Below are 12,776 nucleotides of genomic sequence, written 5' to 3'. Positions count from 1 at the left end.
CCGGGATCGGAGCTCCCGGCGCGCCTGGTTCGGCACCCGGCGCACCTGCAACTCCCTCGGCACCGTTGCCGGCGACGACCTCGCAGCGGGTGAGCGTGGCGCTGACCTCCGCGGCGAGCACGCCGATGGAGGACGCACCAGGCGTGACGGCATCGGGCGCGCGGATGACGAAGTCGTCGAGGGTGGTGCTCCGCTCGGCCCCGGCGAGCAAGCGCAGGGCGGGCACGTCGGCCGGTCCTTGCACGGTGGTCTTGAGTCCGTCGCGCCAGACGCCACCCGCATCGCAGTCGAGCCCCCCGAAGAGGGTGACGCCGGCAGGCACCTCGACGGCCTCCTCGAACGCCTCGGCGCAGGCATAGACGCGGCGCTTGTCCGCCACCGCCTTCTCAAGAGCAGCGTGGAGGCTTGCCATGGGCGCGCTCCTGGAGCCGTCGTTGCCGTCATCGCCGCGGCTGCGCGAGACCCACACCCCGCAGCTCTCATCGACGGCCCCGCTGCTCAGGCTCGGGACGCACTCCGCCGGTGTCCCTCCACCGCTCCCCCCGTTACCTCCTCCTCCCTCCCCGCCGGGGCACGAGTTGGTCTCCTCGCAGCTCCCCGCGGCGTTCGAGCATCCCACGCTCATGCCGAGCCCCGCCGCAGCCATCAGCCCCAGCGCCGCCAGGCCGCGCCCCACCCTCCGCCGTGTCGTCCTTGCCATGTCCGCTCCTTCTGACCTTCTCCCGGTCTGACCTTCTCCGGGTGTTCGTTCCGACCTGCTCTCGGTGTCCCGCGCGCCCGTGGCCTCGCAGGCGTGATCCTTCATCGCGTCCGTCGCAGCCCCGCGCGCCTCAGAACGTGCCACCGATCGCGAGACCGCCGCCGCGCAGCCCGACCTGGGGGAGCACCTGCAGGCTGGTCGTCGCCCGGGGCTTCTCGCGCAGCTTCGTGACGAGGAGGTACGCCGCAGTGCCCGCGACGATCACGCCGCTCCCGATGAACAGCGCCGTCCCGCCGTTGGCGAGCGCGTCCTGGTTCTCCCGCATGTGGCGCAGGGCCGCGCACGGGGCGTCGCCGGGGGCCGGGTCGCAGCGGGTGCCTCCAGCTCGCAAGTGCGCGAGCAGGTCGTCGGCGCTGCTGCTTTCCTGCGCGGCGAGGACGTGCAGGAGCGTGCCCACGCCGAGCCCCACGGCAGCGCTCAGGGCGAAGCCGCCGATGACCAGCGGCATGCGCGGGTGCTGTGGCGGAGGTGGTGGTGGGGCGCTGCTTCCGCCGGGTGGGGGTGCCACCGCGACCGGCTTGAGCGTCCGGGAGACCTCCTCGCGCGTCCCCGCAGCGCCGGTGAGGCTCAACCGCTCGGTCTCGTGTCCCTCGGCGCGCAGCTCGAGCGCGTGAGGGCCAGGCGCGACGACCAGCTCGGCGGCGAAGGGGCCGCGCCCGAGCGCGCTGCCGTCGAGGAGCACCTCCGCGTCTGGCGGGGTGATGCGCACCTCGATGCGCACCACGTGCTTCAGGGCCTCGTCGTACATCGCCTGCGCCGCGGCGCGCCGCTCCCTGGTGTCAGGAGTCGCGGGCGCCTCGCGCAGGTAGTGGCCGAGGTGCTGACCCGCGTCGACGTAGCGCTTCAGCTTGTACTCGCAGCTCCCCAGGTTCAGTGAGATCTGCTGGTGCTGCTTCATCCGCCAGGCGGCGGTGAGGAAGAGGCGGCACTCGTCGTACTTCTCCGCGTCCCACGCCGCGACGCCGCGCTCGAACAGGACGCGCGCCATCTGCGCGAGGTCCTCGTCTCCGGTCGTCGCTCCGGCCGCGGTCGCGGAGGGACGCTCCTGGCCCGCAGGCCCCGACCCACGGGTCGCCGCCGCCGTGGATGGCGTCGCTGGCGCCGCTGCTGGAGGCGCTGCGGGGGGAGGTGGCGCCGCGGCCGCAGAGGCGCCGCAGGGCAGCGCGACGCAGGCCAGCCCTGCGCAGGCGAGCGCGGTGCGCGTCAGCGTGGCTCGCCAGGGAGAAGGGGAGGGGTGAGTGCAGCTTCGCTTCGTTCGCATCGGTGGCCTCCTGCGCATCGTCAGAATTCCGGAGTGCGTCCCCCAGGGGGCGGCTTGCGGGTGGTCGGCGTCGGGCCCGGAGAGATCGGGGTCGGCGCTGGAAGAGGTGAGGGCGCGGTCGTCGGCGACGCCGCCGTCGTCTCCGCGCTCCCGGCGGCAGGGGCGGGCACCGAGGACGGGGGCACTGTTGCAGAAGCGCTCCCGCCTGGAAACCCTTCCTTCGGCGCAGGCGGCTCCGGCACCGCGCCGGGAGGAAGAGGCGCGGCCGTGCGCTCCGCCTGCGTGGCAGCACCTTGCGGGAGAGGCGCCGCGGTTGCCGATGCTGCGGGGGGATCTTCCGCGACCGCGGGGGGCATCGGTGCCTCGTGCACGCCCGGCGAAGACGTCGGCGCGCGGGGGGCGCTCTCCTCGGCGGACGTCGGCGCGCGGGGGGCGCTCTCCTCGGCGGACGTCGGCGCGGCTGCGCGAGGCGCGGCACCTGTGGCGGGCGCGGGTGCCCCGGTCCTCCCCGTGACGAGCAGCCAGTAGACCAGCGCGGCCGGCGCCAGGACCGCGACCGCGGCGCCGATGGCGCTGCGCCACCACGGCCAGGGACTCCGTGGCGCGCGGCTGGCGCCCTGTCCTGACCAGGCGCGCGGGGGAGCGTGGCGCCCGGGGTCGCGCGACCCCTCGACGGCTTGCGTGGCCTGCGCGCCTTGCACCGGTGGCCGACGGCCGCCACGCCGTGTCCGCACCTGCGCGCCGTGAGGACCGCGGGCTCCAGCCGCGAGCGCCGCTTCAGGCGTCGCCAGCGCTGCCTGAACCCGAGGGTCGTCGAGCGCGCGCCGCTTGTTCTCCTCCGAGGCGACGCGATCGGCGGCGCGTCGCTGCGTCTCCTCGGTGGGCAGGTACTTCCTGATCTCGTCGTCGCGCATGGCAGCTTCGTGCTCTCGGGCGGGCATCGGCGTCAGAAGGGGCGAGGAGGGGCGGCGGGCGCGCTCCCAGGCGGCGGGGTGGCGGTGGGTCGAGGCGTGTCCGGGACCGAGGGTCGCGGCGCGGCTGGCGCCGAGGGTCGCGGCGCGGCTGGCGCCGAGGGTCGGGGAGCGCCGCCGAGAGCGCCCTGGCCTGTCGACGTCGCGCCGCCTCGTGGCGCGCGGGGCTTCGCAGGCGACGGCGTCGGCGTGGCCTCAGGGGCCCGTGTGGCAGGCTCGCCGGACGGGGCCGGCACAGCGGGGTCTCGGGCGGCCGCCGGTGCAGCGTGCGTCGACGCGGGCGCGTCCTCCGGGGGCGCAGCCTGGTCGGCGAGCACCCGCGGAGGCTCCGGCGTGGGCTCGGAGGAGGTGCCTGTCGGTGAAGCCTCCGCGTGCGATGCGGGCGCGCTGTCCCGGGAGCGGCTCGATGTCGCCGCGGCGTTCGGGGTGGCGCTCGGCGCTGCCGTGGCGTTCAGGATGGCGCTCGGCGCTGCGGCGGTGTGCGGCGCGCCAGTCCTCATCTGCCACAGGCGCATGCCGAGACCTGCCGCGACCGCCACGCCGAAGGAGAGCAGGCCCCAGCGCGCGGCGATCCAGAGGGAGGTCCGCGGCCGTGAGAGCCGCGCGCTCACCGCGAGGGCGCCCGTGTTCGCGACGCGGTTCCCGGCTGCTGCCGCAGGGTCGGTGACCTCCGGGTGGGACTTCCAGCCGGGGGGCAGCACGGACTCTTTGCCTGCGGCGTCGTGCTCCTCCGGGCGCATGCGCATGGTCTCCTGCAGCCGTCCGCGAGGCGCGGGCTTCGCAGGCGCGTCCGCGCTGACGGGGAGGGGAGGGGAGGCGAGGTGTCCGCCCTCGCGCTCGCCGAGGGGGGCAGGGTCTCGCGGCCGCGCCGACGGGCGACGCTCCTCGGGGGTCGCCCGCGCTGCGCGGTCGAACTCGCCCTCGGCATGCGGGTGCGCCGCGGCGTAAAGCGCGTACTCCTCGGCGAGCGCGGCGTGGACCGTCTCTGCGTCGGGGCGCTCCTCGGGCGCCTTGGCGAGCATGCGGTCGACCAGCGCGCTCAGGCTCTCCGGAATCAGCTCCGGGACCGAGCCGAACAGAGGCCGCGGCGCGGCATACACGTGGTTGAGCTGCACCACCCGGCCGGTGGGCAACTCGCCCGTCGTCGTGGCGTAGGCGTGCCGCCCGCTCAGGAGCTCGTACAGGATGAGGCCCGCCGCGTACACGTCGGAGGCCCGGGTCGCCCCCTGGCCGAGCACCTGCTCGGGGGCCATGTAGTGGATGGTGCCGACGTTGGCGAACACGTCGCTCGCCAGGTTGCCGTCGACGCGCCTCGCCACGCCGAAGTCCACGACCTTCACCACGCCATCCCGGAGCAGCATCACGTTCTCCGGCTTCAGGTCGCGGTGGATGATCCCTCCGTCGTGGGCGACGCGGAGCGCGTCCACGACCTGCAAGGCGATGGAGAGCGCGCTCTTCACGTCGATCCGGCCTACCCGCTTCAGCAGGCGCCGCAGGGAAATGCCGTCGAGGCGCTCCATCACGAGGTACACGAGGCCGCCCTCGGCCATGCCCGCGTCGTAGAGGCGCACGATGTTCGGGTGGTTGAGGTCGGCGAGGATGCGCGCCTCCTTGCGCTGGCCGAGGATGTAGCTCGCGTCGCGCGCCCGGCCCCGGCCGAGGATCTTGAGGGCCACGGGCCGGTCCAGGTACTCGTCGATGGCCTCGTAGACCTGCCCCATGCCACCCTCGGCGATGAGCGCCGTGACACGGTATTTGTGCAGGCGCGTGCCGGCCGAGAGCGGTTCATGGGCGTCCGCTCCCGGGGCTGTCCAGAGGGGCAGCCACCGGGCATCTGGCAGGAAACGGCGCCAGCTCATCGGCGCGTCTCGCGCCCCGGCCATTGCAACGGCACTGAGCTTCGACGCGGAGCCATGGACGAGCGCCCGTGCGCGCGGGGAGCGGCTGAGCCAGAGGTGTGGCGGTGACGCGGCATGCGAGCGATCAGGGAAGAAGGATGGGGGGCTGCCCCGGCGTACGGGGCCCCTAAGAAGAAATCGGGCGACGAACGGCTCCTGCTCACAAAAACGACATGCCTCTGTCGATCCGTGTGACTTGCTGACGAGCGGACCCACCCAAACCTACCAGGTGCTCTGCACTGCATGGTCGACCTTCTTCATCGACCCCCTTCCGGGATCCAGGTGCCGTCGTGGTACGGTGCGCGGTGGCGCGCCGGCAGGGCGTGGTGGTTCAGCGGGCCGGAGGCGTTCGAGATCATGTCCCCCAGTTCCCGGATGCGCAGCAGCGCAGCGCCGGTCGAGGCGAGCCTCGGCGACGATCCGGTGGTCGCAGCGCAGGTCGCGCGCGCTCTCGCTCCCTACCGGGACGCCCTGTCCCCTGCGGAGGCGGCGGCCGTCGAGGATGCACTCTGGATGATGCTGACGACGCATCCGGTAGTCGCACCCTGGGTGGACGCGCTCCGGCGAGACGCGCAGGTGGAGCAGAGCGGCCCGCGGGCAAAAGAGACCCCGTCGGAGGAAGGCGGGAGGCTCAGGCGAGGGCTGGAGCCCGGCTCTCGCGCCCGAGGGAAGCGCCGGTGAGCGGCGGCGCATCGCGGTTGACGCGGGCACAGCAGGCGCTCGTCGAGGCGGCGCTCCCGCGGGTGCGGAAGATGGCGCGGGTGTTCTGCTTCAGGCACCCCGCCGCGAACGAGGAGGAGCTCTTCGCGGCGGGCGCGGCTGCCGCCGTAGGCGCGGCGCTCCGGTACGAGCCGACCCGCGAGGTCCGGTTCGACGTGTTCTGCTGGTCGCACGTCCTCGGGGCGATGCAGGAGCTGTTCGCAGAGACCCGGCCCGCGTCCCGCCTCGCCCTGGCCGTGGCGCAGCGGGCCGGCCTGTCCATCTCCACGTCCCTCACGGCGGCCTCGGATCCGTTCGGCAACGCCGAAGAGGAGCCAGGGGCGCGCGTCGCCGAGGCTTGCGCGGAGGTGGCGCTGGCCATGGTGGCAGGGCTGACGAGCGCGGCATCGTCCTCCGTGGAGGAACAGGCCATCGCGCGCGAGGAGAGGGCGCGTGCCTTCGGCGCCTTGCGGCGAGAGTTCGCGGCGCTCAGCGCCGAGGAGCGGCTCATCCTGGAGCTGCGGTTCGTGCAAGGCCGCCCGGTGCGTGAGGTGGCCGCGGCGCTGGGGACGAGCCGACCCACCGCCGGGCGACGATGCCGCGACCTGATGGACAAGCTGCGTCGACGCCTGGAGCAGCAGGGGGTGACGGGCGTCCCGGCCGCCTCCGACCTCGACGGCGCAGGGATGGACACCGCATGACACGGCGCCGAGGGCGACGGCGAACGCGCGAGGCGCCGCCGAACCAGCAGCGCGCATGATGCCCGAGGGGCCCCGGATAGACGCATGGATCAAGACCGTCTGCAGGCGCTGGAACGAGAAGTCGCAGCGATCCGCGCGCAGCTCACCGTTCTCACGGCCGAGAACGCCGCGCTGAGGGCCGAGCGTGACCAGTTCCGCCGCTTCTGCGACCTCTCCCCCAACCTCATCTACCTCTACGATCTCGACGACCGCACCAACCTCTACGCGAACCGCCAGATCGCCGAGTCGCTCGGGTACAGCGTCGAGGAGATGCAGCACATGCGCGGCACGCTCATGGCCACCATCGGCCACCCCGAGGACATGGCCACCATGCCCGAGCACATCGCCCGGCTGCGCCTCGCCGCCGACGGAGACGTCCTCGAGGTCACCTACCGCTGCCGCAGACCCGACGGGAGCTGGCGCTGGCTCCTCAGCCGCGACATCGTCTACGGCCGCGACGACGAGGGCGTGCCCCGCCTCATCCTGGGCATCGTCGAAGACGTCACCGAGCGCCGCCGCTCCGAGGAAGAACTCCACCTCCAGGAGGACGAGATCGCGCGCCAGGCCGAGGAGATCTCCCGCCGCGACGCCGAGCGCCTCGCCCTCCAGGAGCAGGTCATCGAGGCCCACCGCGTCGCGCTCCGCGAGCTGTCCACGCCCCTCATCCCCATCGCCGACCGGGTGGTCGCCATGCCCCTCATCGGCGCCATCGACGGCGAGCGCGCCCAGCGCATCCTGGAGGTCCTCCTCCAGGGCATCACCGCGCAGCAAGCCCACATCGCGATCCTCGACGTGACCGGCGTCCGCGCGGCGGACATGCAGGTCGCCGACGCCCTGGTGCGGGTCGCCAGCACCGCGAACCTCCTCGGTGCGGAGGTGGTCCTCACGGGCATCTCCCCCGCCCTCGCCCAGGCCCTCACCGAGGGCGGCGTGGACCTCGGCGCCACCCTCACCCTCGCCACCCTGCAGAGCGGCATCTCCTACGCCCTCCGCCGCGCCGGAGGCCCGGTGTCGTCTTCACGCCGCCAATCCTTGGCCAGCCCGCGCCCGATCCGGTAGCCATCCCTCGGTGTCTCCCCGGCAACCAGTTGCCGCCCGGATCCAGGGTTTCCACGTGGCTCGCGGCGCCTGCGCGCTGGCGCTCGTCCTCACCGCGCCCCCGCTCCTGGCCTCACCCGCGCAGGCGCTCCCGGCGCTCCCGGCGCTCCCGGTGATGGAGCGCACCGTCCTCGTGCTCGAAGCGTCGTCCTCCCTGCGGGCCACCGACCCGCGCGAGATGCGCAAGGCTGCGGCGGAGCTGTATGTGGACCTCGCCCGCGACGGCGACGCCATCGCCATCGTCGGCTTCGACAGCGCCTCCAGCTCCGTCAGCCAGGGCTTCATCACCATCCGCGCTCCCGCGGACCGCGCCGCCCTGAAGCAGGCCATCCGCACCCTCGGCACCGAGGGCCTCTGGTCGGACCTCTCTGCGGGCCTCGCCGAGGCCAGGCGCCTCTTCCAGCAAGCCCCCGCCGTGCCTGGCGCTTCCCCCCGCGAAAGCATCCTCCTCTTCACCGACGGCGGCTGCGACCCCGACCCTCGTGGCCCCGTCGGCGAGGCCGCGCGCCTCGCCCGCGCGCACCGCGTCGACGCCTTCTGCCACGCCCGCATCATCACCGATCTCGCGCCCACCCTGCGGAGCACGCCCCTCTACGCCTTCGGCCTCTCGCGCAGCGCTCCCCGGGCGTTCATCGAAGATCTCGCCCGCCGCAGCGGTGGCGTCGGCGTCGTCACCGCCGACCCTGCCGACCTGCCCCGCCTCGTCGCGGCAGTCTGGGCGCGCCTGCGCGGCACCACCCTCCTCAAGGGCGTCTCCCCTGGCCAGGTCGGCCTCGAGGTCCACCCGGGCGCGCGCTCTCTCGACGTCGCCCTCATGGGCCCCACGCGCGCAGGCGCCCGCCTCCTCGACCCCTCTGGCGCGCCGGTGCCTGGAGCGCCTGGCGCAGAGGCCACACCGGAACAGCGCCCCTCCACCGACGCCGCCTACCGCCTCATCACGCTCCAGCGGCCCGCGCCGGGCACGTACACGCTGCGCGGCGGCGCCGGGGCGCACTACCTTGCCCTGGAAGACCTCGACCTCTGGCTGAGCTTCGTCGACGCCCCCGAGACCACCGAAATCGGCAAGGAGGTCGACATCCGCGTGCGGCTCACCACCCCCTCCGGGGAGATGCCGCCGCTCGCCTTCCTGGACCGCCACGAGCTGCGTTTCCGGGGCGCCCAGGCGAAGCAAGCGTGCGTGGACCAGCTCGCGACCGTCAAACCCGTGCTCCTGCGGCGCGGCGCCGATGGCCTCTACCGCGCCCGGCAGGCACCGAGCGCGCTCGGTGAACTCTGTTTCCAGGCAGCGTTCCACCCGGGCAAGGAGGGCGTGCTCACGCGCCTCAGCCAGCCCCTCGTCGTGCGCGCGGTGACGCCCCTCAAGCTCGCCGCGGCCCCCGTGCAGTTCGCCCCCGCGGCTCCGGGCGTCGGCGCGCAGGGCACCCTCTCCCTCGACGGCAGCGAACTCGGGCAGCCCTTCGACCTGGCGCTGACCGTGGAGGGCCAGGCGGGCCTGACGCTGGAGCCTTCCACCCTCCACCTCGACCCTTCCGGCCCGCGCACCTTCCAGATCACCCTCACCGCAGCCAGCGAGGTGGCGACCGGCCCCCTCACCTTCACCGTTCGCCTTCGCCCCGTGAAGCCTGCCGGACACGAGGACCGCGCCATCGGCATCGACGCGCAGGCCACCCTCCTCCCTGTCACCTTCTGGGAGCGCTACCACCTCTGGGTGAAGGTCGGCGCAGGCGTCATCGCGGCCGCGCTCTTCTTCCTGGCCGTCCTGCTGCGCCTCCGCCGCTCCCGCAGCGCGTCTCGCCCCCCTCCGCCGAGGCCCTGACCGCCTCCGGCCCGCGCCCGCCTCAGCCCTTGCTCTTGCCCATCGCCCGGATGCAGGAGGCGAGGGCGGCGCGGAGATTCCGGTGGGTGGTGATCTGCGACAGATCGGCGCCGAGGGTGATCATGGTCTGGGCGACGCTCGGGCGGATCCCCGAGACGATGCCCTCGGCGCCGAGGAGGCGAATGGCCCCGACGAGCTGGATCAGGTAGCCGGCGACGCCGGTGTCCACGACCTCGACCCCGGTCATGTCCAGGATCGCGAAGCGCGCCCGGCTGCCGATGATGCGGTCGAGGAGGCTGTCCATGACCTCCGCGGTGCGCATGCTGTCGAGGATGCCGAACATGGGCAGCGTCAGCACCCCGTCCCAGACCTCGATGATGGGGGTCGAGAGCTGCCGGATGATCTCCTGCTGCTGGTCGATCCTCGCGAGCCGCTCCCGCAGCTCCGCCTCGATGCGCTGGGACCTCGAGATATCCAGGGCGAAGCCCACCACCCTGGGTGACTGCCCACCCTCTCCCCGGACCGGGAGCACCCATTGCTCCCAGTGCACCCCGAGCGCCTCCTCGCTGAAATGCGCCCCTTCCCCGGCTAGCGCGCGGCGGAGGAAGACCTCGGTCCCCTCGCTGCCGGCGTAGAGCACGAAGGCGTTCTGCCCGACGTTATGATCAGGGCGGAGCCCCACTTTGTCCGAAGCGCGCCCGCCCTGGTAGAGGAAGGTGCCTTCCCCATCGATGGCCCACATCCCGATCGGCAGCGACTCGGACAGCGTGTCGAGGATCAGCGCCTTGTTGCGCAGCGTCTCCTCGATGGCCCCTGACGGCGCCTCGGCGCGCGCCGGCAGATCGCGCAGGCTTCCGTGGAGCCGCTCGCTGCCCCTCGCCCGCGCCGCGCGGAACGACACGGGCCGGTACGCGCCACCGGCATCCCGGCAGCGCATCTCCACCTCCACCCCATCGCTGCCTTCGCGCAGGCGACCCAGGGCTGCTTCGAACGCCTCCACGTCGTCCGGGTGCACCCGAGCGGCGAGCGAGAATGCCGGATCCTCGTCCGCGCCGAACCACCTCCGCAGCGCAGCGCTCACCTGCGCGAAACGACCTCGAGCGTCGGCGATGAAGAGCATCTCCGGGCAGAGATCGAAGAACGCTTCCAGCGTCGCGTCATCCTGACGGTCGACCATCGTCCTCTCCGAACCGAGACATCCCGAGACAGTCCGGCGTATCAGAAGAACGCTAGTCGTGAAAGCCATGGACCGCTGCAAGCGCGCGGTATCCGGCTCGAAGTGTGCCGCACACCACGTGTCTCCGGAGCGTGAGCGACGTGCGCGCAGTGCCTCGGCAGCGCGCTGCGCCAGCATCTGGCGCCCACGCCGGTGCCCGGGTCAGTCTGGTGAGCGACGCTCGCGCTGCATGGCCTTGATGCAGGAGGCGAGGGCGGCGCGGAGGTTCCGGTGGGTGGTGATCTGCGACAGATCGGCGCCGAGGGTGATCATGGTCTGGGCGAAGGATGCCGAACATGGGCAGCGTCAGCACCCCGTCCCAGACCTCGATGATGGGCGTCGAGAGCTGCCGGATGATCTCCTGCTGCTGGTCGATCCTCGCGAGCCGCTCCCGCAGCTCGATCTCCGTCCGGGAGCTCTGGGTCACATCCATCGTGAAGCCGATGACCGGGTAGGGCGCCTCTCCGCCGTGCACGAGCGGAATGAGCCAGTTCTCCCACCACGTACCCCTGAGCTCGTACTTGAAGTGCATCACCTCGCCGGCCGTGGCGCGGCGCAGGAAGACGTCGGTGCCTTCCTGGCCCCCGAAGAGCGCGAACACGTTCTGGCCGAGCCGGTCCCCCGGGCGCACCCGCGAACGATCGGGGGTCCACCCATCGTGGTACGTGAACGTCCCCTCCGCATCGATGGCCCAGATCGAGATCGGGAGCTGCTCGGCCATGCCATCGAGGAGCATGGCCTTCTGCCGCAGCGCCTCGTCGACGGTGCGCGCGGCAGTGCCGATGAACGAGACCGGCGTGGTGCGGTCAGGCAGCGGCCTGAGGCACCCGTGAATGCTCTCGCCGTCGCGCGCAGCGTGGAACAGCAGGATCTGGTGCTCCCCCTGCGCATCGCGAAACCGGATCTCGGTCTGCACCGCCTCGGGGCCCTCCCGCAGGCGCCGGAGCGCCGTGCTCAAGGCCTCCCTGTCGTCCGGATGCACGCGATCCGCGAGGGTGAGCGGCGCGCCCGCCTCGGGGCCGAGCCACCGCTGAAGCGCCCCGCTCAGGCGCTGGAGGTCGCCTCGCGGGCCGGCGATGAACAGCAGCTCGGGACAGGTCGCGAAGAAAGAATCGAGCAGGGCGACTGGAACGTGTTCCCCCATGGTCCCTCCCGGCGTTGCACCGCATGCCTGGGTTACCAGAAGGACGTGCGCCAAGGAAGCCGCTGGCGACGGTGCGACGCTGTCGCGCCAGCGTCACGCCCGAGCCTCAGTGCGCCAGCATCCGGTCGCGCTGCATGGCCTTGATGCAGGAGGCGAGGGCGGCGCGGAGGTTCCGGTGGGTGATGATCTGGGAGAGGTCGGCGCCGAGGGTGATCATGGTCCGAGGATGCCGAACATGGGCGACAGCGTCAGCACTCCGTCCCAGACCTCGATGATGGGGGTCGAGAGCTGCCGGATGATCTCCTGCTGCTGGTCGATCCTCGCGAGCCGCTCCCGCAGCTCCGCCTGGATCTGCTCGTTCTTCGAGACGTCGAGGGTGAAGCCGATGGCCATGGATGGCACCTTGCCCTCTCCCTTGGCAGGCATGATCCACGTCTCCCAGTGCACCCCGAGCAGCTCCTCGTTGAAGTGGACGATCTCTCCACCGAGCGCGCGGCGCAGGAAGACCTCGGTCCCATCGTTGCCGGCGTAGAGCGCGAAGACATTCTGGCCGAGGAGCTGGCCCCTGCGCACTCCCGCGCGCTCCGAAGCGTGGCCGTCGTGGTAGACGAAGGTCCCCTCGCTGTCGACGGCCCAGATGGAGATCGGCAGGTACTCCGCCATGGTGTCGAGGATGAGGGAGCGCTCGCGGAGGATCACGTCGACCGGGCGCGGCGGGGCCTCGGCGGGCGAGGCTTGCCCTGCGGGCGTGGCACTGGCGGGTAGCGCGCGCATCGCGCGGAGACTCCCGTGGAGGCTCCCGCCGTCGGCGGCGCGTGCCGCGTGGAACGACAGGGGCTGATACTCGCCGCGAGCGTCGCGGAAGCGGACCTCGACCTGCTCTTGCTCCATCCCCTCGCGCAGCCGATCCAGGGCCGAATCGAAGGCGGCCCGGTCGTCCGGATGCACCCGGAGCGCGAGGGAGAGCGTGGAATCATCCCCGGCGCCGAACCACCTCCGGAGCGCCGCGCTCATCCGCTGCAATGCGCTGCCGGTGTCGACGATGAAGAGCATCTCGGGGCAGGTGTCAAAGAACACATCCAGCGTCGCGCCTGGCAGACGATCGACCATTGTCCCTCCGATGCCGCCCCCGGGATCCGGCGTATCAGAAGGACGCATGCCGCGAAAGCCACG

Annotated in this window: 10 protein-coding genes and 1 pseudogene; 4 read left to right on the top strand and 7 right to left on the bottom strand. The window is 72.6% G+C overall.

Annotated features, from left to right (window positions below):
- The 4 genes and pseudogenes from CAP_RS13990 to CAP_RS44555 all read right to left on the bottom strand — a co-directional run.
- Positions 1-700, bottom strand: a pseudogene (locus CAP_RS13990) (hypothetical protein); the annotation flags it as partial.
- A 130-nt stretch (positions 701-830) separates the two neighbouring features.
- The gene (locus CAP_RS13985; protein ID WP_197041176.1) at positions 831-2,021 is read right to left on the bottom strand and encodes a PEGA domain-containing protein; all 1,191 of its coding nucleotides are present in this window, start codon (positions 2,019-2,021) and stop codon (positions 831-833) included.
- 20 nt (positions 2,022-2,041) lie between these two features.
- On the bottom strand, positions 2,042-2,962 hold the full coding sequence (locus tag CAP_RS13980) for a hypothetical protein (protein WP_197041175.1): 921 nt from the start codon (positions 2,960-2,962) through the stop codon (positions 2,042-2,044).
- Positions 2,963-2,967: 5 nt separating this feature from the next.
- Positions 2,968-4,851 carry a serine/threonine-protein kinase gene (locus CAP_RS44555; RefSeq protein WP_197041174.1) on the bottom strand — a complete coding sequence of 628 codons (1,884 nt, stop codon included), beginning with the start codon at positions 4,849-4,851 and terminating at the stop codon, positions 2,968-2,970.
- A 396-nt stretch (positions 4,852-5,247) separates the two neighbouring features.
- Here CAP_RS44555 and CAP_RS13970 point away from each other — a divergent pair, with 396 nt between their 5' ends.
- The 4 genes from CAP_RS13970 to CAP_RS13955 all read left to right on the top strand — a co-directional run bounded on the left by CAP_RS13970 (position 5,248) and on the right by CAP_RS13955 (position 9,243).
- The gene (locus CAP_RS13970; RefSeq protein ID WP_156040776.1) at positions 5,248-5,571 is read left to right on the top strand and encodes a hypothetical protein; all 324 of its coding nucleotides are present in this window, start codon (positions 5,248-5,250) and stop codon (positions 5,569-5,571) included.
- Positions 5,568-6,290 carry a sigma-70 family RNA polymerase sigma factor gene (locus tag CAP_RS13965; protein WP_044240809.1) on the top strand — a complete coding sequence of 241 codons (723 nt, stop codon included), beginning with the start codon at positions 5,568-5,570 and terminating at the stop codon, positions 6,288-6,290. Before CAP_RS13970 ends, CAP_RS13965 begins: the two co-directional genes overlap by 4 nt.
- An 84-nt stretch (positions 6,291-6,374) precedes the next feature.
- A complete protein-coding gene (locus tag CAP_RS13960; RefSeq protein WP_052375145.1) occupies positions 6,375-7,388 on the top strand; it encodes a PAS domain-containing protein in 1,014 nt (337 codons plus the stop codon).
- A 55-nt stretch (positions 7,389-7,443) separates the two neighbouring features.
- Positions 7,444-9,243 carry a vWA domain-containing protein gene (locus CAP_RS13955; protein ID WP_044240806.1) on the top strand — a complete coding sequence of 600 codons (1,800 nt, stop codon included), beginning with the start codon at positions 7,444-7,446 and terminating at the stop codon, positions 9,241-9,243.
- A gap of 22 nt (positions 9,244-9,265) precedes the next feature.
- Here CAP_RS13955 and CAP_RS13950 read toward each other — a convergent pair whose 3' ends face one another.
- The 3 genes from CAP_RS13950 to CAP_RS13940 form a co-directional block, all read right to left on the bottom strand.
- Positions 9,266-10,420 (bottom strand): PAS domain S-box protein, encoded by a 1,155-nt coding sequence (locus CAP_RS13950; RefSeq protein ID WP_052375143.1) that lies wholly within the window; start codon positions 10,418-10,420, stop codon positions 9,266-9,268.
- Positions 10,421-10,472: 52 nt separating this feature from the next.
- Positions 10,473-11,603, bottom strand: coding sequence for a PAS domain-containing protein (locus tag CAP_RS52275; RefSeq protein WP_052375141.1), 1,131 nt, complete (start codon positions 11,601-11,603; stop codon positions 10,473-10,475).
- A 213-nt stretch (positions 11,604-11,816) separates the two neighbouring features.
- The gene (locus tag CAP_RS13940; RefSeq protein WP_044240805.1) at positions 11,817-12,713 is read right to left on the bottom strand and encodes a PAS domain-containing protein; all 897 of its coding nucleotides are present in this window, start codon (positions 12,711-12,713) and stop codon (positions 11,817-11,819) included.
- Positions 12,714-12,776 lie beyond the last annotated feature (63 nt).

The organism is Chondromyces apiculatus DSM 436, from assembly GCF_000601485.1.
In the GTDB taxonomy this organism is placed as follows: Bacteria; Myxococcota_A; Polyangia; order Polyangiales; family Polyangiaceae; genus Chondromyces; species Chondromyces apiculatus.
Note: the sequence above shows the minus strand (reverse complement) of the source record. Positions and strands in the feature narration are given on the sequence as shown.